Consider the following 23,879-nt stretch of genomic DNA (forward strand, 5'->3'; position numbering starts at 1 on the left):
GCTCTCGGGCAGAAGCGTGCAATAGCTACTCCACCACTTTTATTGGTAAACTTTATATGAAAATGGATACACTGTGAGGTTATCATGAGTGATTGGAAGCAGTCGTTTTTAGAATCAATTCAACAAGGTGTAGTTGAAGGTGTGGTTAAGGCGTTGGATTCACAGTCAACCACACATGGAGGAACAGCACCCTCGAAAATTAAAAATGATGCAATTAAATTACTGCGAAAGACGAACTCAGATACGCTGTACCCGCTAATACTGCAATTATGCGGTCATGAAAACCCAACCGCACAAGAAGTTGGAGCGATTTGCTTAACTGATTTTTATCGAAGCCAATCATCTGAAGTCAATCGTGTATTGTATCGATTGGCAGACAGTGATAATTGGGAAGTTCGAGAATGGGTAGCAAGTGCTTGTGGTTTGGTTTTAGAAAAGCACTTTCATGACTACTTCCCTGTCATGGCGGAGTGGTCAAGGGACGTATCGGAAAACATACGACGTGCGGTTGTTCTTGCCATGATGTATGCGGGAAAGAGTCGGAATCCTGAATTTATTGACCCATTTTTAGACATATTAGAGCCCCTTCTTTCTGACCGTTCACGATATGTAAGAGATAACCTTGGTCCATTTGCAATTGGCAATGCACTTATAAAATATTACCCAACGCAAGTGTTAAAACGATTAGACACATGGGTGAATGATGAGGATGAGCAAGTTCGGTGGAACATTGCAATGATTTTCTCAGCCGCAGAAGGTGCAAAGTTTGCCCATGAATCCCAACAGGTATTTGATATTCTCTCGTCGGACGAGCGTCCATACGTGAAAAAAGCTGTGAGTAAAGCAATAAAAAACATCAGTAAAAGGACGACTGGTTCTTGAACATTGGGGGCTTATACGATAGATGGCATCGGCTCCCTTCTTCAGCTATCGGGCAGGAATATGCAGGAAGCTGTTGTGATCAAAGCTCATGACAGGTGCGGGAGGTTCTTATATGTTAGAGCATGACTTCCATGTTCAAAACATGACCCAGTTAGAGGCGTTGAGGGAGATCAGTCTTGTCTTTTCTTCGCTACAATACGATTTCTGGCTGCGTGGGGGATGGGCAATAGATTTTCTGTTGGGGAGAGTTACTCGGCTCCATGATGATGTTGACCTGGTTACTTGGGTACATTACCGAGACAAAATAGAACAAAGCCTGAGGGAAACAGGCTATGAACAGATTCCTGTCAGAGAACCATTCAACGGTCGGCAGTCTGATTTTCGAAAAGACACCGTTGATCTGACGATTTGTTATATCACCCGTTCGGAGGATGGCAGCATTATACTGAACGATTTACCAGAATGGGTGTGGAGATCCGATTCGTTACTAGAGCATAGGTTTGTATTGAATGGTATATCAGCACATGTGTTAAGTCCTCAACAGCTTCTTGAAGAAAAAGAGGTCTACCAACAAATTGGACGGATACCTCGCCCAAAGGACGCAGAAAGCAAAAAGCTATTACACCGTATCATAGAGCAGTCCGTGTAACGCTTGGACAAGACACAGCCTACATGTGTCGGATAAATATTCACCGCGTACACAACGTCGTTGTTGCGTTCTCGGGCAGTTTAGTTGAATACCACGGCATAGCATAGTAGTACAGATATTACGAGCTTCTTAGGGGGGAATTTATGTCTTTTCAGTTTTTGAAATTTGATCGGTTGGCTGGTGAAGATATCGACTTAATTATTGACGAAAAAGTTCCAGCTGACGAAGCAAAGGGATGGGTTCCAGCATATAAGTACAACATTGTTTTACATAATACCACTACCATTGTCGGGCAAATTGATATTCGGATAGGATATCAAGAAAGCCTATATTTCGGCGGGCATATTGGATATACAGTGCTTGAAAAATACCGCGGGAATCATTTTGCGGGGAAAGCATGTTTGTTGCTCAAACAAGTGGCATTACAGCATGGAATGGACAAAGTCATCGTTACATGTAACCCAGACAACTATCCATCTCGAAAGACTTGCGAATATGTTGGTGCAGTCTTACGTGAGATTGTAAATCTGCCCCCTCATAATGATATAGCCTCTCGGCATTTGGTTTTTATTGGTCTCTCAAGGTTTTGGACCTAGAGAGATTTTCATTTGCCCCCACGTTCCCTCCATATGCCGAGGGTACTGAATTGGAAATTCAAATACGAATTCGGAACAAAGTATGCTGGAACATCAAATAACACTTGACTTTTTGGAATCATCCCAATAATCACCGAGAAGGGCTTAGCCGTCCTATCTCATCCATATTGGGGTTGTGTTATGTTACCTATCCTTCGGTCTCACCAACAGTATCAATCGTTCATTGAGGAACGTCTTCGCCTGCACTACTCGAATGGCTCACTGTTGTTCATCGCCAAAGACTGGGCGCTCGTAGCAAAATTTTGGGTCACAGATCTCTCTGACACCTTCCAGTGCGTCAAAGGTACTTACTCGTGTCGTGGTCCCCAATCCATTGACCCTGCGAACCTACTCCGTTCCTACCTTCTCATGCTTGAGGTTGGAGAACCATCCATCACGAAGTGGGTGAACCAGCTCCGCCGCTGCCCGTTATACGCTATCCTCAGTGGTTTTGAGTATGGTCACACCCCGGGCGTAGGTACGTTCTACGATTTCTTTGGGCGGCTATGGAATCACGTTTCTCCCAACATTGCATCTAGGCGAAGACTTAGTCGAAAGAAACCCAAGAGAGGAAAAAAGGGAGAAAAGGCGCCCACTACCAATCCAAAGAGAATTGCCAAACTCATATCTCAATTGCAAAGACGTACAGCCATTCGTTCACAGCCTTTTGACGTGCTGCTTCGCCTCTTCCAACAACAATTTCTCTCTGTCTCCTCTTCACTTGGTTTGTTAGGAAATGTACATGCCCTGTCCATCGCTGGTGACGGTATGCCCGTGCAAACAGCAGCCCAGATTCGTAGCAAGCGAATTTGTTCCTGTCGTGACCAGGGAAAAAATCAGTGCTCCTGTCATCGCCAGTTCTCACAACCAGACTGCGACATGGGCTGGGACAGCTACCGAAATAAGTTTTACTTCGGCTACCACTTATACAGCCTTGTCGCTGCGGATAGCCCTTACGACCTACCGATTTACCCTAGGCTACAAAGGGCTTCCCGACACGATGCCACATCTTGGGTCGTGAGTGCCCGTGAGTTCAAGGCATACTTCCGAGAATACACCTGGGACAGGGTTCTTCTTGACGCTGCACATGATGCCATGGCGATTTACGAGTATCTAAGGTCACAAAAGATTACACCGTTCATCGACATGAATCAGCGCAACACGGGCAACAAGAAATACAAAGACGATATGATGATCTCTCGAAATGGGGTTCCGATTTGCAAGAAAGGGCTGGAGATGAGAGACCGTGGATACGACAGCTCAAGAGCCCGTCGCAAATATCACTGTCCGCTTGTCGTAAAGGGAGTGGTGACATGCGACACGCCATGCTCCGTTTCACCTTACGGAAGATGTGTCCACACATACACCAAGGATAATCCCCGCTTGTTTCCACCCGTCGCTCGCAACAGCAACGAGTGGACCAATATCTACAAACGCAGAACCACCTGCGAACGCAGCAACAAGCGAGCAAAAGAGGATTACCACCTCGAAGCCGCCAAGCATCGCAGCACCATGATGTGGACCATCCGGGTCTATGGCATTGCAATGTGTCAACACATTGACGCTTGGTACCAAGAGAGCAACCTGGACCTAAAGCCAATGCTCTTGTCAGCTTGAGAACACCCCAATCATACCATCTCCAGCGATGACTTTTTAAAAATCCCATCGTCATCGCTTTGTTTGCTATACCCTTTTTCAAGGAACCTTGCCGAACAACCATGAAGCCGATGGTTACCAGTTCATTTCTGGAAATTCATCTGGTTCATGTAATTTTCTAACCATCCAATACCGAGAGGCTATTACACACGAACGTCCCCTAAAGAGGGCTTAATCACACTAACCGAGTTCACTTTTGAGGTGCAATACAGCAAAAGGGGTGTCCCAAAAGTCAATTTTGGATTTTTGAAGCCCCACTTTGATTAAGAATTCCTTAAAACAAAAAGCCTCCATCTCCACTTTCACTGTGGATTTGGAGGCTTTTCTATATGATGTTGGGACTGGATGATTTGGTACGACCCTTTTGGGACAGCCCCTTCGCCGATGCGTCATGGATTCAATTCGTTTGAGACACCTCAGACTTCCGTAGAATCTCAACGAATCCTTTGGTTCCGTCAACCCGGATATACTCTCCGTCCTTGATAACCTCAGTGGCATTATCAATACCGACCACTGCGGGTATTCCATATTCACGTGCTACGACAGCTCCGTGTGTCATGATCCCCCTACCTCCATGACTAACGCCTTCGCCGAGTGAAACAGCGGCGTCCAACCGGGATCGGTAAACGGTGCAATCATGATCTCGCCAGGGTTGAGTTTCGCCTCCTCGGGCCTGAGTACCACCTTCGCGTACCCTTCGGCAACCCCGGCTGAAACGGGTGTGCCGATCAGGGCACCTTCTGGCGCTTCCACGTCACGCCTCGTGCCCGTGATGATTTCCCCTTCGCTGGTCATCATACGCGGTGGCGTCAACTTTTTGTCCTGTTCATACTGCCGCTGCCTATCTATGATGACCTGCTGGACATCCCCAACAAACGTCCGATCCTCCAAAGCGAAGAGTTCGCCAAGAGACAACCAGAACACATCCGATTCGTGACGCAAAACGCCACTTTGAACAAGTCTCCCTGCTTCCTCCCAAATGGCTCGCTTACATAAGTCAAAATGCTGAATCAAGATGTATTTCGGATGTTCCCGCATTCCTACGGTATTTCGGTAAACTCGAATCAAACGGGTCATGAACCTGGCTTTGAATACGCCTCCCCGCGTTCGGCGCAGTTGTGCAAGGATCTGATCCGCCGCCTCGTTCGCCTCGATTCTTCCTTGCTCAAAGTTTTGTCGATGTTCACCTGGCTTTTGGGCCCGAATGTGGCTCAAAATTGGCGGAACGAGCCTAGTGGGCTGTTCGCGCCATCTTGGGTTAGTGATATCGATCTCGCCCGGACATCGCATCCCATAGCTTACCAAAAACTTTTCGAACGCTCTTCCAAATTCTGAGCCACCCGGAACCCGATTAAGTCCCTCGAAAAATGTCGCATCATTTGCGTTTTGTAAATACTCGATAACTTCCGGATACTGCCGCGCACAATCAGCCAAATCGCCAATTTGCAGTCCGAGCTCACTTGTGACGTTTCCGGGTAATGATTTGTTCAACAACTGTACGTTCTCATCACTTAAGCGCCATCGCTTGGCCAAAACTTTCACCAACACCATAGCGATGAGTCCTGAACCGAAATAACGTGACACGACTCGTAAGATGGACAGCATGAGATTTCCGAGATGTTCCTGAATTCTGCGAATGCGTTCAGCACCCGTTACGGCGAATATGAACTGTTCGCACTCTTCCAGGGAGCGTTTCATAAACGTATTGACGAATGGTCTTGCTTGGGACGGATCGCGAAATAACAGTCCGACGAGCACATTCTTTCCACCAAACCGGGCGATTCGCATGGCGGTTTTTTGAAGACGCTTGTCAGCAGGGAGCTGGAATTCGGGTCTTTGAATGAGTTCGCTGACGGCGCTCCCAACCCGCTCATCAATACCGCTGAACAATCTTGGTAAAATCTTTTTCAGTGGTTTCAAATAAAGTAAATTCGTAATGTCGAAAAATAAATGGCTACCTGCCTCTAGAACATAAGGACTTTCCGATGCGGCCGTACCGGCTGGCTTGAAAGGAAAGAAGGTGCGGAGAACCGAAATCCCGAGCGGTCGCAGCGCGTCCGTCATCATTTGCTGATGACCCACGGATACGAAGGCGTGTACCCGGTCATCCCATACCCTCGGCACCGGAAACAGCGTCGTGATGGGACGGGATTGTACGATGTAAAACTCCCCATCTACTAAACACCATTCAATGTCTTGGTCAGTGCCGTAATGTTCTTCGATTCGGTCCCCAAGGTTAGCCAATTCGATGATTTTTTCATCAGGCAGAGCTTGGGCACACCGTTGGTCAATTGACAACTCCTTCGTCACAGTGCCACCTTCCGAGACGGAGTAGATGGCGATCTTCTTGTCGGAAATCTTCTTTTGAAGAATTTGACCAGATCGAACTTGATATAAATCAGCGGACACCAAGCCGGATACCAAAGCTTCGCCCAATCCGAAACTGGCGTCGATGGAGGTGACGTTCCGATTACCGGAGATAGGATCTGCCGTAAACATGATTCCGGATACCTCAGGAAAAACCATTTCTTGAACGACGACCGACAGGAAGACGTGGCGGTGGTCGAAGCCGTTCTTAACACGATAGGAAATCGCTCGATCCGTGAACAGTGATGCCCAACAGCGCCGAACAGAATTGAGTAGCTGGTCCTGTCCGAGTATATTGAGATACGTTTCTTGTTGGCCAGCAAAAGAAGCACCCGGCAAGTCTTCTGCCGTTGCACTAGAACGAACCGCATAGGCTTTTTCTTGCCGCTCTGCTGCCATGCCTTCACGATAGCCGCTTCAAGCTCCCGTGGAATAGCTAGGGTCTCCAAGTGATTGCGAATTTGTTCCCCCAATACCCGAATTTCATCCAAGCTATTCTCACGAACATGATCAAGCTGGGTAAAGAAGTGATTCATCTTACCGCTCGTCTCGACAAAGGCCTGATATGCGAGGGTAGTGATGCAAAACCCCTGCGGTACAGGGAAGCCTGCCTTTGTCATTTCCCCGAGATTTGCTCCCTTGCCCCCAACGTACGGTAATGATGTTTTATTGATTTCGTTGAAAAACAAAACGGATTTTTGCATGCTTTTCACCCATTCCGTCTTTACACTATAGATACCATTTTATATTTTTCGGTTTCCAGACAAATGCCATGAGTTACATAGATGAACATAGGACTTTGCTTGCGCATGGATTGCCATCAACCGCTAAATCTTCTTGATCTTCTCTGCCCGAATCTCCTTTATTCTCTGATGCCCTTGGGGTAAGAGTTTTCGAATATCCTCTTGCAAGAGCGGACTGACACGAGCAACTTCGGCTTTGACTTGCTCAAATGCCAAACGAATTTGGCCCAACGGATCTTCACTTGGCTCCTCGAGCCGGTCAAACTTCTCAGATACTCGCCCCATAACCGTCTCGATAACGGCCGATGCGATTTCCTCTTTCCCAGAGAAATACTGATAAATTGTTTTCTTGCTCAACCGATTGTCTCCGCCAAGTCACTTATCGTGACACTCTTGTATCCGCGAGTGTTGAACAGTTCATCGGCAGCCTGTAGAATTCGTAAACGATTGGAATCCTGTTATACCCGTGTTCACGCTAGGGCATCGTTAGAAGAATAAGACAAACGCCTTGGAAATATCGAGTGTCTCTTTAATGTCGTTCTATTGATCTCGGCTATACACATAAACGACGTTTTCAGGGGCATCCTTCCTTTTGAAGATAAATATTTCAAGGGGGAAGCATATGAGAACATTAACAAAAGTCATCTCAAGTCTTGTCCTATGTAGCTCAATCAGTAGTGTATCACCCGTGTTTGCTGCTGGCACGCAAGCAGATCAACAAAAAGGGCATATCGAATTTCGCGTTGGTTCCTCAAAATCCACGACGATTGCTGGCGCTCGTGTGATTGTCATCAATCACGAAGGGGAAATTGTTGACTCTGGGCTAACTAATACGCGTGGCGTTTGGGACACCTCTGTACCTCTCTACGAAATGAAGTGGAATCAGGGATTTGATGCCAAAGGCGTGGTGAATGCGGTTGTCCTTGCAAACGGCTATAACGAACAAGCTGTTTTTGTTGTTCCGAACAGTCTAAATACTGTACAACCTGTAGTCTTACAACCAATTGTTCCAAATGGTCGTAATCAACCCTCCCAATCACTCGGAAACTTTAGCATTCATGACTTAAAACTGTATGTGGACCATTATGCAGAAGAATTAAACCTCAAAAAACAACCTCCAATTCCGGGCGACCCGGGAATGCGCCATGGAGTCCAGAACAGCGATAGGAGGAAAACGCATGATACAAAGTTTACGGTCCGCTTTGTTCGTAATTTGTACCGTAATGGGTCTCGTACTTTCACTGCCTGTTCACGCGAGCGCGCAAACACAAACGATTTATAATACGGCGTATCCTTCCACGATCCGTGTCGCCATCAGATCGTATAATAACCCAGTCGGTCCGATTCTTTATGTTCAAACACTTGGGTTTGAAGAGTATTGCGAAGATGTTTTACCAAACGAATGGATGCCAAGTTGGGACCCGCAAGCCTTGCAAGCCGGTGCCATTGCGATAAAGATGTTCGCATGGTATCACACCCTGCACCCTGTTACAGAAAATGGACTTACATATGATGTAGACAATACGACTAACTTTCAAGAATTTAAGTACCTTAGTGGGCGTCCTGAAACCGACCTCGCTCTTCAAGAAACATGGAACATGGTGTATGTCCCCACCGACGGTACAATTAAAGAATTAGACTATCGGATGGGAGTTCCGAATTCAGATAATAGTTGGTTCGACGGGACATATGTAATGTCTCAATGGGGGTCTCAATATTGGGCAGGCACAGCGAAACTCCCCTTTGAAAGCATTCTGAATATGTATTATCCAGGATACGCACTAAAATTTGTATAACGAATACAAGAGACAGCATCCACACCTAAAGCACGGACGGTTGCCTGAAAACGGACGTCCTTTTAAAACCGTTGGTTATTAAACTATCGATCTCAAAAACCTATTGGCGTGTTGGTACAAGGAATTATTTCCCGACATGCCCCATACGATGCTTGCGCTTCAGCAAGATAAACAACATAACGAGCACATTGCGGATGGGGTGAAATCCTCTGAGCTAATTCGTTTGGTCACAAAGGGGAGCGCGCTTCAACCGCATCCTGGAGTGAATACACTTTGGCTGATTCCACAATCCGCATATCGTCCGTTTACGATTGTCAATTATCTACCCCATTGTCTCGTTTATTACTACCCCGTTGCAGACGAGTTTCTCCCTGGCGGCATCGCTCAAACCCAGATGATGCAAGTGGCTGCTCTTCACAAAGCTCTTGGCGATGCTCAACGGATTCGATTACTTACTCTTGTCCGTCATTCCGCAAAATCGCTTGGTGAACTTACAAATACGCTAAACGCCACCAAATCAAATGTTCACCATCACCTTACGCTCTTACGCACCGTAGGATTGGTTCAAGTTGAAGATGGTGTGTATTCGATTAACCCCACCAATTGTTCTGTCATTCACAAAGAACCCATCCGTGATTTTCCTGATTCAGATTTTCATTGGTGTATTATTAGTGGCTTGGAATGTACAGTCGGTCACGCTGCGTCAACTGTTGATTCCAGATCAGTTGCTTGGGCGTAGTTCGAGTGCATTTCGTTTGTCGGCATGGGTTTCAATCCCATTAGGGGATGGGCTTGCAGGCATACTGGGTCAGCATTTTGGAACCCAGATTTATTTTATCTTGGCTGGATGTGTACTCTTTATCGTCGCTGTCTTAACGATTTGCGTGAGACTTGAGCAGGTCATTCCGTCCACAAATCCTAATGCTGTAGCCAATGGGACATAAAGGGAAATCCCCTTGCGCCGCCAGCACTATACTTCAACGAGGCTTCTTGCGCATTACGGTTTTCCGGGCCCTAATAGCAGAGTTTCCGATTGCTTTTTCGTCTTTTGTGGTCTACGCCGCCCTTCACGAATTGCCCGTTCTTTTTTACTTGCATAAAACCATATACCTACCCAAGCGATTGCGCACAAAATAGTAGATACGAAAAACGTATCATTCATCCCTTGCACATATCCTTGATTAGAAATCAGGCCATACATCAATTCACGAGCAGCGTTAAGCGCTTGGACAGCGGTCATCCCCTGAGATTCAAACATATTCTGCATTTTAAGCAGACTTTGTCCTTGGTATGTAGTGGGACTCACCATCCATGCTAACTGCGTTGTATGTAAGGTCGCCTGAGTAGTCATATACGAGGTTAAAATTGCTGTTCCAAGTGATGAAGAAACTTGTCGCACAGTGTTTGTCATAGCGGTGCCTTGGCTTACTAACTTAATAGGTACCGTGTTCATCCCAGCAGTCATAATCGGCATCATTGTCATCCCCATGCCAATACTTCTAATAATATACAGCCATTGAATATGGGCCGAACTTGTTTGTAATCCAAGCGTAGTAAATCCGTAAGTAGAGAGAGTTATCACCAACAACCCGATTAACCCAAGGGGACGAGCTCCAATTTTATCGAATAATTTCCCACTGATTGGCATCATTACTGCTGTCGCCAGTGCAGCCGGGGTCATGAATAGGCCAGTTCGTACTGCGGTGTATCCCATTATGTCCTGGAGGTATAGTGGTAGTAAGAAAATCCCCACAAACATTGCTGTGAAAATAATGGAGCTAATAACCAGACTCATGCTGAACATGTAATTGTTTAACACGCTAAGGTTAAGCATTGGATTTTCAACTTTTAACTCTGTGATTATAAAAAGCACGAGAAAGACAATCCCAATCATGAGAGAGAGAACTACAGTACTTGATTTCCATCCATCCGAAGAAACCTCATTAAAACCATAAAGCAGGCTAAAGAATCCAATTGTCGAAAAGACCAGACCCCAAATATCTAACTTGCCCTTTTGTTCATGAGGAAAATCATAGAGCGAAAAATAACCAAGCAAAACTGCTGCGATCCCGATTGGTACATTGATGTAGAAAATCAATCTCCAACTTGCATAATCAACAAAGTATCCACTTAATACTGGCCCAATGGCGGGAGCTACCATCATCGCAATCCCAAATATACCCATAATAGTCCCTCGACGCTCTGGTGGGAAAATACGATAAATCATGGACATTGCAACAGGCTGCATGAAGGCTCCACCTACACCTTGAATAATTCTGAAAAATAAAATTGAACTTAAATTCCATGACATTCCACATAAAGCGGATCCAATTGTAAAAATTGCAAGAGAGAACAAAAATAACTGTCTTGATCCAAATCGATCTGTTAACCACCCTGATATGGGAATCAGAACTCCTAGGGTCAACATATATGCTGTTAACACCCATTGAATTTGAGCTGTGGTTGTATTTAAATCATTTTCCATGGTTGGTATCGCGACATTTACGATACTAGTGTCCAAAATAGCCATAAATACTCCAAGGATAATGATAACCATTTGCAAAACTGGAGATTTTATGTTGTGAATTTCATACTGGTGCTTACCCGAGCTTTCCACGTTATCAAATCCTTTCTGAAACATAGCTTCTACGGTAATGCACAGCCTTATCCGCACTTATACACAGAAAATTATATTTTTTCCACCTTTATGGATATGCGTTTCTCCATCAACTACATTCATTTCTTCTTGCCTTGGACCCCATAAATGTGAATCAAGAAAAGAATTACTTTACCTTTTTGTGAAGTTAATTAGTTATAATACAATTGCTAAGACAGAAGACTAGCTAACAGAGAGATAATCGGTCTCTGACTCAATAAATCACTCCTTTCACTCACTCGTTTATCGTTTCGTAGTACCTTTGTCCCGTCTTGGGATTAAACCAAACCTGCTGTTTAATCCCCGTCGTTGGATCAACAAATATTTCGTCGGTTTTTATGAAGCCAGTTGGCGTCTTTTGTATTTTTGACCTTAGTCGTTTTTTCCTTGCCCACCAAGTGAATGCTATTGCACCGGCAATCAATAACACGTCTAAAACGTAATACGATACGATAAACTTTACCAACATCATCCCTTGCGCACAACAACGGCTGTGCCATAAGCAATGATTTCAGACATGGTTTGTCCAACTTCACTTGAATCAAAACGCATCATGACGATGGCATTGGCGCCCATTTCGTGCGCATTTTGAACCATCCGATCGATCGCATTTTTTCGAGCGTCTTCCAACATTTCTGTGTATTCTTTAATTTCCCCGCCAACAAGACTCCGTAGGCCTGCGGTGATATTGCCAGCGAGTCCACGACTTCGAACGACCACACCAAACACTTGACCAATCACTTTTTCAATTTGATACCCATGAATGTTTTCAGTTGTAACAACAATCATTTTGTAATCTCTCCCCGTGTAACTTTTGAACCACCCCAGTGAGCAACCCAAATCATCCCTTCTGCATCAACACACATACCATCTGGGTATCCCTCGTTAATGGTAACAACAACTCGCCCGTTAGTGAATCTATGCAGTACAGTGCCCCAGCACCAGGCATATAATTGATGTCCATCGTTGCCTGCCCATAATCGCCGTATGCATCACACTTTCCGTCGTTAAATCGATTGTTTATAACATCTAAAACATCAAGGGGATGTGAATTGCTTGTCTACGACGGATGCGATTTATGAAAACAAGACCGTTATGGCCGCCCGTGACGTGATCCTGTCCCGGCAAAAGGGGATTCGCTCGTTGTTGCCATTCATAGGACCCGCCTTTATCGCGGCTGTGGGGCCAGATCGCTTATCACAGTGTCGTTCCGTGGATTGGCAACAATAATGCCCTCTTGCTCGCGGTCGGAGTCATCGGTGCCACCGTCATGCCGCACGTGGTCTATCTTCACTCCGGCCTCACGCAAAAGCGGGTCGTGCTGAGAAACAATGAGGAAAAGATCCTGGTCAACCGGTTCAGTACAAAAGAGGTCATTATCGCGCTAGACGTGAATCCTACAGGTACTCTCGTCATGACTCAAGTTACACTGAGCATGGTTCTTCCGATTTAGCGCACTCCTTCCCAGTGCAATAACACCTGGTCCCAGTCGCTGTATGTTCATGCGGTTTGAAGCAACAGCGTTTATAGACATCAAATCTCAAGAACCCTTGGCGGCGTTGGTTCGCACGGAGGACGGATTCTCGATACGCAAACTGCAACCATTGAAAAACTAGCCGATCCAGAATGTGCGAGTCGGCTTTTTGCATGTTCTAATGTATACGTGCTACTTAGCTATGATCCGTGAGCCGACGGCAACGGGGCTCCAAGTTCAGAAAACCCAACCTTGCGAAATTCTCCAATCAGGACGTCCATACTGTTATCTCTTACGTAGTAACATCACGACCAGAATTGGTAGTACCTGTAAATACTTCTATAAGGAGATGTGATCCGTCAATTTTCTACATTGGAATATTGACGCTTAGAGCGCGATCCCGATGCGAGGTCGTCGGGTTACCGTCTCGAAGTTGAACTCTTCCGCGAACGGACTTCCTTTTGTTTGTTATTCTGTCCTTTATTTAATGCGCGACCCGATTTGTCCCCACCAACAGCATGTTGTTGTTTCGTGTTCGAACTCTGAATAGCGGCATTAGTGCCTCCTGCACTGTCGATACCTCCACCGCTTGCGACTTGAGTAGCGGATGATGTTCGTTTACCTGTCTTGTTAATTTGGTTGTTTATGACGATCGTAAGTTCTTCGTCGTCTTTCCAGTTTCCATGCTTGTCGTGTGGCTCAGATTGACTCCCCTTCATACCTAGGTTTCTAGCTCTTCCTGCCGCCCCGACACTTTGTTGCTGAAGCGTATTTGAAGAATCAATTGCAGCGTTACTCCCCGCAGCACTGTTTCGACCAGCTCCACTTGCAATTTGTGTGGTATTGGGTGAATTCGTGAACTGGTTGTTGATCACGACCACAATTTTCCTTTTCCCAACAACTGATGATTCAGTCGCTATTCGTTTCCCATCCTTCTCAATCGAAATAACCAGCCTTTCATCGATATCCGCCACCAGTGACCATTCTTTCTGGTTTTTCACATCTTATGCAATGGGTTGTACCCACTCGAGTACTCTCGTGGTACCAAGCCTGCATACGCCATTAATTGCCTTGGATTACGGAACCTCTTGAACTCCCCAATCTCAGCGACCAACGAAGTGGCTACCACCTCAGCTACACCGCGCAACGTTTGTAGCGTCTGAATAACCGGAGCACGCTCGCTCTCCGTCGCCTCCAGATGAATAGCTGCTTCTAGTCGACTGATTCGTCCGTCAATTTCCTGTAAATGATGACGATACTCTTGGAACACGACTTGTTCCCGCCGATCCGCCCAATTCAGCCCATCTAACCAACGCTCATAGCAACCGCAGCGGCTATTTTCTCCTTTGACACATTCATCCCAACAAACTTTGTGATAGTCTTCATAGTAAACGGCTCTTTCGTATGTGGCTCTGCGCTGGTTTCTTAAGATTCAGTGTAATCCACGATGTACGAAATGGGACCGGTGTCGTTCATTATGACTAAGTGACATTACAGCTTCCGTTATTGGACTGAATAACCATGGACCAATCGATGGATGATCTTGTTCAATTGTCGCCTCCATATGTACAACAGTTCTTTGCTTCATGTTGAAAAATCTAATTCGGAGAAGCAAAATCAGGCACTATATATCTATAGCAGTTGCCAATTGGCTCCGCAAAAGTCGTTAGGGAGATGATGCTTTATGCACCAAAATTGGGACTTCATTTTACGGCTCTTGTTATCTGGAGTTTTGGGTGCAGCAATCGGTGTCGAGCGGAAAGTACACTATAAACAAGCTGGCGTACGAACGCATTTTGTTGTTGCTATAGGAAGTGCATTGATGATGATCATATCTAAATACGGCTTTACGGACGTCATAGACAATCATACGATTGTCTTGGACCCGAGTCGGATCGCTGCTCAAGTGGTAAGCGGCATCGGCTTTCTCGGCGCTGGAGTGATTATATTTCAGCGGAATGCCATTCGGGGTCTGACTACAGCCGCTGGGGTTTGGGCAACGGCAGGCATTGGCTTAGCAGTGGGTGCTGGTCAATACATTCTTGGAACAATCTGCACAGTCCTTGTTCTGGTCGGATTTGTCGCCTTGAAGCCCTTGGAACGCAGGTTCATTCGGAATATTCAACATATCATGATTACGGCAAATGACCGTCCAGGACTTATTGGGAGAATCAGTGCGGCGTTAGAACAACTTGGGCTGAGTATTGAGCAAATTTCTATTGACCGTACGGATGAAGAAAAAAACCAAGTTGATATTGAGCTATATCTACGTGTACAAAAGCAGATGGCCAATACAGAAAAAGTCATCGAAGTCGTAGCAGAAATAAACGGTGTTAAACAAGTTATAATTCCATCAGAAACATGACTTCAGATACCCAGCTCAATCTTCAGCACAAACCGTTAGTCATATTGGAATTCGGTATGACGCCATGTATATCCATACATGGATAAGCACGCAAACTTGTGGGGCTTAAGCCCCCGTTCAATAACGATCTTGATTTCGCCGCGTGCGCACCTTAATACTAACCGCACTTGCCTGTGTTTTCCCCTCTACGTTTCTGTCTCAGCGGTTTACCTTGCTGTACAACTCGCATGTTGTCCGCCTTTGACAAACCACCGGTGATAAAGCGTTATAGCGACATTGGCTGGATGTTGAGTCTGCCGCAATATGAGTTTGACAGGGAGTTGGAGAAACTAAAAACCGCCCCAAGTAGGAGCGGCATAATCTAAACTTATTGGCTGCCGAACTAGGACTCGAACCTAGACTAACTGAGTCAGAGTCAGTCGTGCTACCATTACACCATTCGGCATCAAATTGGCTCCCCGAGTAGGATTCGAACCTACGACCCTCCGATTAACAGTCGGATGCTCTACCGCTGAGCTATCGAGGAATATTTAAGTGTCGGATATATTATACAGCAAACGGCCGTCGACTGACTAGGGCGCGTGTTGATGAATTAATGATATGCCTTCCGCAGGATGAGTCTCATAAGACGATAGAGGAAAGCCGTCCCTAGACTGGGACGGCAATAGTGCTACGTTAATTGATAGATGTAACTGTAACGTTATTACTCGTGCTAGTAGTCGTTGTCGTTGGCGCTGTTGACTTTTCAAGATTGATTGCTTCTTCGGTGTAATGAATAGCAGAGGACTGCAGTTTCAAGATGGAGTCCTGCAAGGCTTCTAATCCACCATTGTAGGATTCTGTATTCCATCCATTATCGGTATTGCATGCGGTTATTTGACGATTCACTTCCTGCAATTGCTTTTCAATTCCATTGTGTTCCGCCACAGCCTTTTGCAGTAAGTTCTTTTCATGCGAATGATGTTCGTATCTTCCAACTAAATCCCAATCTGTATTAGCTTGTTTAAGAAGTTGCTCACGCTTCAGTTGAAGTTTCTTTACTGTGTCACTCACCGTATGTACTTGAGGAATCGACGTCTTAGCGTTGGACAACGCTTGTTCAGCAGAGTACAAAGCAGATACCTGAGTGTTGATGCTTTGTACAGTGGATAGCAAGTCGGTAACGGTCGTATTCGACGACGAAGAAGGGACTTGTGCCAGTAGAGACTGTTCTTTTGTCAAATTAGTTTGGTATTGGCTATCGAACGATGTTGTTGCCGCAAACGCCGATGTAAGACCCATTGTCGCAACAGTTGCAGATGCTGTGAAACCCACGATAACTTTTCCCAGAACTTTGTTCACCGGTTAAATCCTCCTCAGTAGTATTGATGCGTCATATTGTTTCGACGTGAATCAACAACTTATGAGGGTAGAGACATTTATAATCCCAAATAGACGATTAAAGATGTCTTATGATTTAAGTGAGCCTTTTGCAGAATGCATTCTATCGACACTTCATACGCCATATATAGTGTCTTAATTACTTTTTATACGCTATATATGTTCATTTTAGTCATGAAAAACGAATTCTGCAAAACCCTCAAGTAACTAACCCTTATCATATCCGATCGTTGATTCAGCGCCATCTTATCCACATCCATCACCAAACGGTCAGGAAAGCTTGCACTGACATCATTTGATTTTTTGATGTGAATTCTGAGTTAACCTACCCGTTTACTGAAAAAGGCGTTTACTGTCACATAACTCCTTTAGTTCAACAACGGTTGGACGGTCTTATATACAAATTCACGATAAACAGAGAATCCGTGTTTTTTGTAAAAGTTCTTAGCCACTTCATTGTTAGCCCAGTAATCCAATTCAACTGTTTGAATACTTTCTTTTTTGCTAGTTCATATATGTAATTCATTAACGCCGTTCCATATCCCCGTCGCTTTTGATTATCCACTATGCTTATTTGATGGACAAACAATGCTCGACGTTCTTTAATGAAGGCGTTTTGAGGGTAGTGTCTCAACTCTATCCATGCGTAACCGAGCGGTTCATTATCTTCTTCTAGGAGCGTGTCCGAGTATTGCGGCTTAGACTTTCTGCATTTGAGTTCAGTTCCATATTTTATTCGACTATGGGTGACTTTCCCCATGGGCACTTACTTCATTAGACGGGGACTGGTCGGTTAAGCACCATCTTTAGCACGTTGCCCAGTTTATATGACCGTATTTGAATATCTTAAGCAGATTATGGCACATGGTAACTAACGACCATTCTCCTCTGACCTTCTCAAGGCTTCGAAGTGAGAATTGGTCGAATCGTCGACAACCCTTAATTTGACCGTACACAGGCTCTACGATAGCCTTGCGTCTCGCGTAGACGGCACGGCCCTTCTTTGTTTTTAGTTTCCGAGTCATACGTTGCTTAATGGTGTAGTGTTTCGGTATTCGTCCTCTCGGTGACTCAGGCACTTCATTGTGCTTTTGACGACCTGTTGCGATGTATGGGTCAATTTCTTTCTCTTGAAGCCATGTCACGTCGTCTTCGGCAAAGTAGCCAGCATCACATGAGATTTTGTGCATCGTCGCTTTCGTATTCTCCGCCGTCATTTCGACCATTGTACGCAGGACACCGTGGTCATTTGTGTGGTCTATAACATCTGTTGCAACAATGATTTGGTACTCTTCATCGACGACAGCCTGCACATTGTATGCTTGGATAAAGCCGTCTTTCGATTTCATAATGCGAGATTCCGGATCCGTGAAGTTGCGTTGAGCCTTGTCCTCCGGAACACCTGCGAGATGACTCTCCTTGCGTGGACGACCGCGTTTCCTGGCGCCTGTCTGGTTGGTGGGGCCGTTGTCATCGTCCTTCTTGTCTTGTTGTTCGTCTTTCTGTTGCTGTTGTTCCACTCTTTCCTTGGCCTCTTTCTCCAGAGAGGACATTGCTTCCTGAATTTTTGCCAACCGGGTCTCTCTACGGGCTAACTCTTCAGGGAGTTCATCGCCCATGGTGTTACCGTACTTTTTATCTTCACTATGGTCGGTGCGTTCAGCCTGCTGCGTAAGCTCGGCGATTTCTTGGCGGAGTCGTTGCTCTTGCTGCTTCATCCGCTCGTAACTCATCGCTTTATGTTTGGATGCGTTTGCCCGAATCTTGCTGCCATCCAGCGATACATGCCCGAGCTTAACCATCCCTGCATGTTGGGCAATCTTCAAGACTTCCAAGAAAAGTTCTTTGAAGGTGACCAAATGGCGTTTCCGAAAATCACTGATTGTCCGGAAATCCGGGAACTGATTTGCGGACAGGACTCGGAACGCCACTACATCCTGACAGGCCTTTGCGATCTTTCTGGAAGAGTACATGCCTGTGCAATATGCGTAAACCAGAATCTTCAATAACATTGCCGGGTGGTACGGGGGAAAACCTCGCAGTTCTTGTTCGTACTGTTTTGTAATGATGGAGATATCGATATGATCGACCACATCACTGACAAAGTTCGCCAGGTGGCCGTCAGGTAGCCATTCATTTAACCCCGGTGGTAGTAGAATGAGTTGGTTCGGGTCGTAGTCACGAAACTTTTTTCCCAAGATTCGAAGCCTCCACTGTGAATACCAATACAGGGGACTTCGTTATTGATCCGGAAATTTCCTTTTACAAAATACTTCAGGGATTACTCGGACACGCTCCTAGCCGCAGGTAAACAGCAGAAATTACTTAGTACTTACGAAACATCATTACGTAATTTGCTGTTCGACGCAATGAGTGACGCTGCAAGTGGTACCTTACCTGTTATTGATGTGGGTTCAGACTCTAATTCGATGGCAAGTAACAGTCAGGACCAAAGTAAAACATCATCTTCATTTTCATTGAACGGTACAGCACTTTTTAATCGTAAGCTCCAATTAGTTGGATACCTTCAGAATGAACAATCACTTTTGTACTTATGGGGAGTAAATAGGTTACAACACATAACTCTGTCAGAATCCGCGGATTCATCTGGAAACCTCATAAGTCTTCAAATGAGTCACTTACATTCAAGGATTAGTGTTACGTCACACAAGGGGCATATGATTGCCCAAATTACTTTAAGTGGAACAGGTCGAATTATCGAGAATCATACGAAATTGAGCCCATCTAAGTTAAGGGATATCGTAGTTATACAACAAAGACTCAACCAAAACGTGTCGAACAGGATGCAGCATTTAATCATAAAAACGCAAGAACAATACCAAACGGACATTTTTAAATTTGGTGAAGAGATTCATCGAACCTATCCTTTGGAATGGCAACATATAAAGACGAATTGGCCACTGGAATTCCCTAAACTGAAGATTGAGGTAAGCACAAGGCTAACTGTTCTACATGGAGGAGAAGTAAAGACTGGGGATATTTTTGCTGGTTAAAAGGTGAATCAAATGCTGAGGAGATAAGCTATGAAAATCTCTGCTCCCCAAATGTTTTGGCTAATGTTTATCGGACTGTCGTCATTAAGTGTTTGGATGGTAATTTCCGGGACGATAGAGATCGCAAAACAAGACGCGTGGTTATCCATCATCATTGCCATGTTGATTGGAATGCTCTGCAGTTTTGTGATACTTAGGCTAAGTTTGTTGTTTCCAAATCAGACAATTATCGAATACAGTCGTACCCTAATTGGTCAGCCATTAGGAACAATCGTTTCTATACTGTACCTGTTAACTTGGTGTGTCACCGACGCACTTACATTACGTGGGACTTTAGATCTAATTCATCGGATTCTTTTTAATAAAACGCCGATTTACGTGCTGGTCATTTTTATAATGGTACTTGTAGTATATCTGACTTTTAGGGGCGGTATCGAAGGGATTGCACGATTTAGTGAAGTGATTGGGCCGATAATTTGTATAGCTTTTTTTACCACTTTGGTATTAGATCTTCCCAGCACCAAATGGGAAGCTCTTCTACCGGTTATTACTGATAATGGACTTCCTGAGATACTTAAAGGGGCCAGTTCTTTTACTTCTGCATTCGGAGTATCATTTGGATTATTGGCCCTTGTTCCCTTTATGGCTGTTCCAAAAAAAGCTATTATTTCCGCGACGACTGGACTATTTTTTGGATCCGTTGTCATATTACTATCCACGTTAATCGTTCTCGCTACATTTGGTCCTAACCTGGCAGGAATCCTACTGGACCCGTATTTTGCAATGGTACGCTTTATATCCCTCTACACGTTCATCCGAAACATCGACTCCGTAATTGTGTTTATCGTCATTTTTGGCGCATTTACATTGGTTTCCCTTTATTTCTTCCTAACATGTTACGGTGTAGGTCAATTGTTTCGGATTCAGTCATGGAAAAGAACAATGTGGTTGCTCGGACCCATTGAATGTACGATTGCAATTCTTCCATCCAGTGATACCGTGTCGTGGTTTTGGTATCCACAACACGTATGGTTCAATTATATGTTTCCGGTCGACATACTCGTTCTTCCGTTGTTGTTATTGCTAATTGCTAAAATAAAACTTTGGCGAAAGTCTCGACCATCTTTATAAGCCAACTGGTTTAAAGTAATAAGAGTGCTCATCTCGATGATGCCGTACGGTCTGTATATATTGCTCAATTCATATACAACTCTTACGGGACTAGCGGGCAGTTTAGCGACACAAGACGTCCTAATTTTGTTACACCATATCCAGTCGCTTGAGTAACCTAGGCACGTTGTTACCGAAGAGATTAGTATTCAGTAGGATTACATAAAATACAAGAAGTCCCATCCTAAAAATGGCTTCAACCATTTAGGTGCCGGAGGTTCATTTACTGAAAACAAGACGGTGGGTGTTCATGTGGGGATACATGCATTTTTCAAAAGTTTAAACGAATTGGAGCGTATTTATCGTGCTCCCGGGAAGTTCAAATTCGAAGAGCACAATATTTCAAGTCATAGTTTCAAGGTTGCTCAATATGCGCAATTTTTGGGGACTGTCGAAGAAATGAATGGCGCAAACATCAACTGGAAGTCGCTTTACGAGAAGGCGCTGAACCACGACTATGCAGAGGTTTTTATCGGAGATATTAAAACACCAGTGAAGTATGCTTCAATGGAACTGCGCAAGTTGCTTTTGGATGTGGAAGAAGAAATGACAAAGAAGTTTGTCGATAAAGAGCTTCCAGATGAATTTAAGGATCTATACCGCGAGAAATTGAAGGAAGGCAAAGATGACACGGTCGAGGGAAAGATTCTGCAAGTTGCAGATAAAATGGACCAGGTGTATGAAGCGTACCAGGAAATCCAGAGAGGAAATACCGAACCTGGTTTTGTGACGATGTACAAAGATGCATTGAACGTGATTCAAAATGTAGACCTTCGTTGCGTTACGTACTTTTTAGATATCATTTTGCCTGATATGCTAAGCGAACGCCAGGCTTCCGGCATTGATCTTAAAGCGATTACCAACGAAGTACTGAAAAAAATTTAGTTCTAGAGTGTAGGGGATGTGTTCACTGAAGCTACACGGTTTTTCACCCACCTACCGGGGCGAGAATCCAGTAAGCCCGTACGTCTTTTGCGCATGAAAATGCATTGGTTGGCATCGAGCGGTTGTTGCGTTAGCGGGCAGTTTAGCGACACAAGGGGTTCGTTCTTATAACGATTGTTATGGGTGACCTGTATATATAGGTTCAATAGCATTAAACTGTTACGTATACGGACAGGCAGTCGAGGTCGTAGTTCATGCATGTTCCTCAGTTACGCGATTCTTCGTAAGATTTACTTTGGATTATAGAACTGTTGTCAGGATAGGAGGACAGAAATGCACCAAGACGTGGCAGTGCAAATTCGCGATCTAACAAAGATGATTGGTAACAAACCCATCGTTGACGGCTTGTCTTTCGATATTCCAAAAGGAGAGGTTTTTGGACTGCTTGGACCGAATGGGGCGGGAAAGACAACCACTATTCGCATGATAGTAGGGCTTATTTCAATCTCTCGTGGTGACGTGTTAATCAATGGACTGGATGTCAAGAAGAACTTTAAGGCAGCGATGCAACATGTGGGAGCCATCGTGGAAAATCCGGAGATGTACAAATTTTTGACAGGCTATCAAAATCTAAAACATTTTGCCAAAATGTCAAAAGGAGTAACGCGCGAACGTATTCACGAAGTTGTGAAGCAGGTTGGCCTTGAAGAACGCATTAATGACAAGGTAAAGACGTACTCCCTTGGAATGCGTCAACGATTGGGCCTGGCCCAAGCATTGCTGCGAAAACCCGATGTGATTATTCTTGACGAGCCAACAAACGGGCTTGATCCAGCCGGCATCCGGGAGTTACGGGACTATCTGCGAGAATTGGCTTCGCAAGAGGGGATTGCCGTTATCGTCTCAAGTCATCTGTTGTCTGAGATGGAGTTGATGTGCGATAGAGTTGCGATTATCCAAGCTGGAAAACTAATTGATGTGCGAGCAATTCGAGACAGGGCTGTAGATGCTGCCGAAGCACAAACGTTTGCCATTGAAGTGGACAATGGGCTGTATGCCGCTGAAGTCCTGAGCACTGCTTTCCCAAAATTAACCTTGAAGAGAGTGGACAACAGCATTGAAATTCGCGTCATTCGCGAACGTGTCCCTGATGTGGTTCATGCTCTGGATGCAAACGGGATTCGCATCTATGGGGTTCAGGCCCTCAACAAATCACTTGAGGAGACCTTCCTTGAGATAACCGGTGGTGCATCCAATGTTTAACCTGATTACCAATGAAAATATGAAGATTTACAGCCGATCTCGCACCTGGGTGATGATCTGCATCTTGGTTCTCGCCACCGTCCTCGTTGCCGTGGTGATGGTTACACAACAACATCATGCATCTGCAAACTGGAAGCAAAACTTGGAAACGCAGACCGCTCAGACCCAACAGATACTGAACCGCTCTAAGCACATGCCGGCAGTCGAAGTTTCTAAGTTAAAGGCTCAAATTGAGATGAATCAATACGACATTGCTCACAACATCAATCCGAACCAGACAACCGGATGGGGGTTCGCTGTCACTGCCGAGAACCTTTCGACTTTGCTTATTGCGTTCATTTTGGTGGTTGCCGGAGACATTGTAGCTAGTGAATTTAGTACTGGGACCATCAAAATGCTGCTGACACAGACCTCCACCCGAACCAAAATTATTACTGCCAAGTACATCTCGATGCTGCTCTATGGACTCTTGGCCACCTCTCTCATGTTTGTGGCTTCCCTGGTTATCGGTTGGCTTTTCTTTGGCATTGTCGGGGCTGATGCTCCCTTCTTCTATACGGGTGTACATCAGACAATCCAGCACATGCCGACCATTGCCTATCTGCTGATGCAGTATGGATTCCTTCTGGTACAAATCGTGCTCATGTCGACCATCGCGTTTATGATTTCCGCAATTTTCCGCAGCAGTGCTTTGGCCATTACGATTTCTCTTCTTGCCTTCTTGGTGGGAAGTACACTCGTCAAGGTACTGAGCAGCTACAGTTGGGCGAAGTACATTCTATTTGCCAACACAGATTTATCTCAGTTCGTCATCAATGGGCCATCAATCAAGGGTTTGACACTCGGATTCTCGATTACGATGTTAGTCGTCTACTTTTTTGTTATGAACGTACTTGCTTGGATTTTCTTCGTCAAACGTGATGTTGCCTACACTTGATCGAACA

Annotated in this window: 25 protein-coding genes, 2 tRNA genes and 2 pseudogenes; 15 read left to right on the top strand and 14 right to left on the bottom strand. The window is 45.1% G+C overall.

Annotated elements, in window-relative coordinates; genetic code table 11:
- Positions 1–84 precede the first annotated feature (84 nt).
- From NZD89_RS02865 to NZD89_RS02880, 4 genes are all read left to right on the top strand, one after another.
- Entirely contained in the window at positions 85–882 is a 798-nt protein-coding gene (locus NZD89_RS02865; protein WP_268006341.1) for a DNA alkylation repair protein, read from the top strand.
- A gap of 112 nt (positions 883–994) precedes the next feature.
- On the top strand, positions 995–1,531 hold the full coding sequence (locus NZD89_RS02870) for a nucleotidyltransferase domain-containing protein (protein ID WP_268006342.1): 537 nt from the start codon (positions 995–997) through the stop codon (positions 1,529–1,531).
- A 143-nt stretch (positions 1,532–1,674) separates the two neighbouring features.
- Positions 1,675–2,127 carry a GNAT family N-acetyltransferase gene (locus NZD89_RS02875; RefSeq protein ID WP_268006343.1) on the top strand — a complete coding sequence of 151 codons (453 nt, stop codon included), beginning with the start codon at positions 1,675–1,677 and terminating at the stop codon, positions 2,125–2,127.
- Between the two features lie 180 nt (positions 2,128–2,307).
- On the top strand, positions 2,308–3,783 hold the full coding sequence (locus tag NZD89_RS02880; protein WP_268004699.1) for a transposase: 1,476 nt from the start codon (positions 2,308–2,310) through the stop codon (positions 3,781–3,783).
- A 436-nt stretch (positions 3,784–4,219) separates the two neighbouring features.
- On the opposite strand, the gene NZD89_RS02885 is transcribed toward NZD89_RS02880, so the two are convergent.
- The 4 genes and pseudogenes from NZD89_RS02885 to NZD89_RS29425 form a co-directional block, all read right to left on the bottom strand.
- Positions 4,220–4,381 carry a PEP-utilizing enzyme gene (locus NZD89_RS02885; RefSeq protein WP_268006344.1) on the bottom strand — a complete coding sequence of 54 codons (162 nt, stop codon included), beginning with the start codon at positions 4,379–4,381 and terminating at the stop codon, positions 4,220–4,222.
- A pseudogene (locus NZD89_RS02890) lies at positions 4,378–6,893 on the bottom strand (phosphoenolpyruvate synthase). Before NZD89_RS02890 ends, NZD89_RS02885 begins: the two are co-directional and overlap by 4 nt.
- A gap of 123 nt (positions 6,894–7,016) precedes the next feature.
- Positions 7,017–7,289 (bottom strand): TetR/AcrR family transcriptional regulator, encoded by a 273-nt coding sequence (locus tag NZD89_RS02895; protein WP_268006345.1) that lies wholly within the window; start codon positions 7,287–7,289, stop codon positions 7,017–7,019.
- Positions 7,286–7,369: a TetR family transcriptional regulator gene (locus NZD89_RS29425; RefSeq protein WP_369125254.1), complete on the bottom strand. Its 84-nt coding sequence runs from the start codon at positions 7,367–7,369 to the stop codon at positions 7,286–7,288. Before NZD89_RS29425 ends, NZD89_RS02895 begins: the two co-directional genes overlap by 4 nt.
- 185 nt (positions 7,370–7,554) lie before the next feature.
- Between NZD89_RS29425 and NZD89_RS02900 the strand changes: the two genes are divergently transcribed.
- The 3 genes from NZD89_RS02900 to NZD89_RS02910 all read left to right on the top strand — a co-directional run bounded on the left by NZD89_RS02900 (position 7,555) and on the right by NZD89_RS02910 (position 9,467).
- Positions 7,555–8,214: a hypothetical protein gene (locus NZD89_RS02900; protein WP_268006346.1), complete on the top strand. Its 660-nt coding sequence runs from the start codon at positions 7,555–7,557 to the stop codon at positions 8,212–8,214.
- The gene (locus tag NZD89_RS02905; protein WP_268006347.1) at positions 8,156–8,728 is read left to right on the top strand and encodes a SpoIID/LytB domain-containing protein; all 573 of its coding nucleotides are present in this window, start codon (positions 8,156–8,158) and stop codon (positions 8,726–8,728) included. The genes NZD89_RS02900 and NZD89_RS02905 overlap by 59 nt, the downstream gene beginning before the upstream one ends.
- Before the next feature lie 136 nt (positions 8,729–8,864).
- Positions 8,865–9,467: an ArsR/SmtB family transcription factor gene (locus tag NZD89_RS02910; RefSeq protein WP_268006348.1), complete on the top strand. Its 603-nt coding sequence runs from the start codon at positions 8,865–8,867 to the stop codon at positions 9,465–9,467.
- 258 nt (positions 9,468–9,725) lie between these two features.
- Here the strand turns inward: NZD89_RS02910 and NZD89_RS02915 are convergent, their stop codons facing one another.
- The 3 genes from NZD89_RS02915 to NZD89_RS02925 form a co-directional block, all read right to left on the bottom strand.
- Positions 9,726–11,345: a DHA2 family efflux MFS transporter permease subunit gene (locus tag NZD89_RS02915; protein ID WP_268006349.1), complete on the bottom strand. Its 1,620-nt coding sequence runs from the start codon at positions 11,343–11,345 to the stop codon at positions 9,726–9,728.
- 507 nt (positions 11,346–11,852) lie between these two features.
- On the bottom strand, positions 11,853–12,173 hold the full coding sequence (locus tag NZD89_RS02920; protein ID WP_268006350.1) for a YbjQ family protein: 321 nt from the start codon (positions 12,171–12,173) through the stop codon (positions 11,853–11,855).
- The gene (locus NZD89_RS02925; RefSeq protein ID WP_326492938.1) at positions 12,170–12,373 is read right to left on the bottom strand and encodes an SMP-30/gluconolactonase/LRE family protein; all 204 of its coding nucleotides are present in this window, start codon (positions 12,371–12,373) and stop codon (positions 12,170–12,172) included. Before NZD89_RS02925 ends, NZD89_RS02920 begins: the two co-directional genes overlap by 4 nt.
- 67 nt (positions 12,374–12,440) lie before the next feature.
- Between NZD89_RS02925 and NZD89_RS02930 the strand changes: the two genes are divergently transcribed.
- Together NZD89_RS02930 and NZD89_RS30050 are read left to right on the top strand one after the other, a co-directional pair.
- Complete coding sequence (locus NZD89_RS02930) at positions 12,441–12,614, top strand: hypothetical protein (protein ID WP_268006351.1); 174 nt, start codon at positions 12,441–12,443, stop codon at positions 12,612–12,614.
- Between the two features lie 4 nt (positions 12,615–12,618).
- Positions 12,619–12,727, top strand: a pseudogene (locus NZD89_RS30050) (divalent metal cation transporter); the annotation flags it as partial.
- Between the two features lie 550 nt (positions 12,728–13,277).
- Here NZD89_RS30050 and NZD89_RS02940 read toward each other — a convergent pair.
- Both NZD89_RS02940 and NZD89_RS30055 read right to left on the bottom strand, forming a co-directional pair.
- Complete coding sequence (locus NZD89_RS02940) at positions 13,278–13,832, bottom strand: hypothetical protein (RefSeq protein ID WP_268006353.1); 555 nt, start codon at positions 13,830–13,832, stop codon at positions 13,278–13,280.
- Between the two features lie 23 nt (positions 13,833–13,855).
- Complete coding sequence (locus tag NZD89_RS30055) at positions 13,856–14,128, bottom strand: transposase (protein WP_431308668.1); 273 nt, start codon at positions 14,126–14,128, stop codon at positions 13,856–13,858.
- A 414-nt stretch (positions 14,129–14,542) separates the two neighbouring features.
- Here NZD89_RS30055 and NZD89_RS02950 point away from each other — a divergent pair, with 414 nt between their 5' ends.
- Positions 14,543–15,223 carry an MgtC/SapB family protein gene (locus NZD89_RS02950; protein ID WP_268006354.1) on the top strand — a complete coding sequence of 227 codons (681 nt, stop codon included), beginning with the start codon at positions 14,543–14,545 and terminating at the stop codon, positions 15,221–15,223.
- Positions 15,224–15,594: 371 nt separating this feature from the next.
- Here the strand turns inward: NZD89_RS02950 and NZD89_RS02955 are convergent.
- The 5 genes from NZD89_RS02955 to NZD89_RS02970 form a co-directional block, all read right to left on the bottom strand.
- Positions 15,595–15,668: transfer RNA gene (locus NZD89_RS02955), tRNA-Gln, on the bottom strand.
- A 6-nt stretch (positions 15,669–15,674) separates the two neighbouring features.
- Positions 15,675–15,749 (bottom strand) — tRNA-Asn (locus NZD89_RS02960).
- A 149-nt stretch (positions 15,750–15,898) separates the two neighbouring features.
- Entirely contained in the window at positions 15,899–16,564 is a 666-nt protein-coding gene (locus NZD89_RS02965; RefSeq protein ID WP_268006355.1) for a hypothetical protein, read from the bottom strand.
- Between the two features lie 412 nt (positions 16,565–16,976).
- Positions 16,977–17,363: a GNAT family N-acetyltransferase gene (locus NZD89_RS29430; RefSeq protein ID WP_369125233.1), complete on the bottom strand. Its 387-nt coding sequence runs from the start codon at positions 17,361–17,363 to the stop codon at positions 16,977–16,979.
- A 46-nt stretch (positions 17,364–17,409) separates the two neighbouring features.
- Complete coding sequence (locus NZD89_RS02970) at positions 17,410–18,801, bottom strand: IS1182 family transposase (RefSeq protein ID WP_431308595.1); 1,392 nt, start codon at positions 18,799–18,801, stop codon at positions 17,410–17,412.
- A gap of 45 nt (positions 18,802–18,846) precedes the next feature.
- Between NZD89_RS02970 and NZD89_RS02975 the strand changes: the two genes are divergently transcribed.
- The 5 genes from NZD89_RS02975 to NZD89_RS02995 all read left to right on the top strand — a co-directional run bounded on the left by NZD89_RS02975 (position 18,847) and on the right by NZD89_RS02995 (position 23,872).
- Positions 18,847–19,617 (top strand): Ger(x)C family spore germination C-terminal domain-containing protein, encoded by a 771-nt coding sequence (locus NZD89_RS02975; RefSeq protein ID WP_268006356.1) that lies wholly within the window; start codon positions 18,847–18,849, stop codon positions 19,615–19,617.
- Between the two features lie 30 nt (positions 19,618–19,647).
- The gene (locus NZD89_RS02980) at positions 19,648–20,748 is read left to right on the top strand and encodes a GerAB/ArcD/ProY family transporter (protein WP_268006357.1); all 1,101 of its coding nucleotides are present in this window, start codon (positions 19,648–19,650) and stop codon (positions 20,746–20,748) included.
- Between the two features lie 291 nt (positions 20,749–21,039).
- Positions 21,040–21,672, top strand: a complete 633-nt coding sequence (locus tag NZD89_RS02985) for an HD domain-containing protein (protein WP_268006358.1) — start codon at positions 21,040–21,042, stop codon at positions 21,670–21,672.
- 333 nt (positions 21,673–22,005) lie between these two features.
- Positions 22,006–22,935 carry an ABC transporter ATP-binding protein gene (locus NZD89_RS02990; protein ID WP_268006359.1) on the top strand — a complete coding sequence of 310 codons (930 nt, stop codon included), beginning with the start codon at positions 22,006–22,008 and terminating at the stop codon, positions 22,933–22,935.
- A complete protein-coding gene (locus NZD89_RS02995) occupies positions 22,928–23,872 on the top strand; it encodes an ABC transporter permease (protein WP_268006360.1) in 945 nt (314 codons plus the stop codon). Before NZD89_RS02990 ends, NZD89_RS02995 begins: the two co-directional genes overlap by 8 nt.
- Positions 23,873–23,879: the final 7 nt, after the last annotated feature.

The sequence above is a fragment of the Alicyclobacillus fastidiosus genome (genome assembly GCF_026651875.1).
GTDB lineage: Bacteria > Bacillota > Bacilli > Alicyclobacillales > Alicyclobacillaceae > Alicyclobacillus > Alicyclobacillus fastidiosus.

Excerpts from the sequence above, each read along its gene's own strand:
- NZD89_RS02905 (WP_268006347.1), top strand. The coding sequence starts at position 8,156 with ATGGGTCTCGTACTTTCACTGCCTGTTCACGCGAGCGCGCAAACACAA.
- NZD89_RS02980 (WP_268006357.1), top strand. The coding sequence starts at position 19,648 with ATGAAAATCTCTGCTCCCCAAATGTTTTGGCTAATGTTTATCGGACTG.
- NZD89_RS02900 (WP_268006346.1), top strand. The coding sequence starts at position 7,555 with ATGAGAACATTAACAAAAGTCATCTCAAGTCTTGTCCTATGTAGCTCA.
- NZD89_RS02865 (WP_268006341.1), top strand. The coding sequence starts at position 85 with ATGAGTGATTGGAAGCAGTCGTTTTTAGAATCAATTCAACAAGGTGTA.
- NZD89_RS02885 (WP_268006344.1), bottom strand. The coding sequence starts at position 4,381 with ATGACACACGGAGCTGTCGTAGCACGTGAATATGGAATACCCGCAGTG.
- NZD89_RS29430 (WP_369125233.1), bottom strand. The coding sequence starts at position 17,363 with ATGGGGAAAGTCACCCATAGTCGAATAAAATATGGAACTGAACTCAAA.
- NZD89_RS02875 (WP_268006343.1), top strand. The coding sequence starts at position 1,675 with ATGTCTTTTCAGTTTTTGAAATTTGATCGGTTGGCTGGTGAAGATATC.
- NZD89_RS02920 (WP_268006350.1), bottom strand. The coding sequence starts at position 12,173 with ATGATTGTTGTTACAACTGAAAACATTCATGGGTATCAAATTGAAAAA.
- NZD89_RS02995 (WP_268006360.1), top strand. The coding sequence starts at position 22,928 with ATGTTTAACCTGATTACCAATGAAAATATGAAGATTTACAGCCGATCT.
- NZD89_RS02880 (WP_268004699.1), top strand. The coding sequence starts at position 2,308 with ATGTTACCTATCCTTCGGTCTCACCAACAGTATCAATCGTTCATTGAG.
- NZD89_RS02870 (WP_268006342.1), top strand. The coding sequence starts at position 995 with ATGTTAGAGCATGACTTCCATGTTCAAAACATGACCCAGTTAGAGGCG.
- NZD89_RS02950 (WP_268006354.1), top strand. The coding sequence starts at position 14,543 with ATGCACCAAAATTGGGACTTCATTTTACGGCTCTTGTTATCTGGAGTT.
- NZD89_RS02910 (WP_268006348.1), top strand. The coding sequence starts at position 8,865 with ATGCCCCATACGATGCTTGCGCTTCAGCAAGATAAACAACATAACGAG.
- NZD89_RS02990 (WP_268006359.1), top strand. The coding sequence starts at position 22,006 with ATGCACCAAGACGTGGCAGTGCAAATTCGCGATCTAACAAAGATGATT.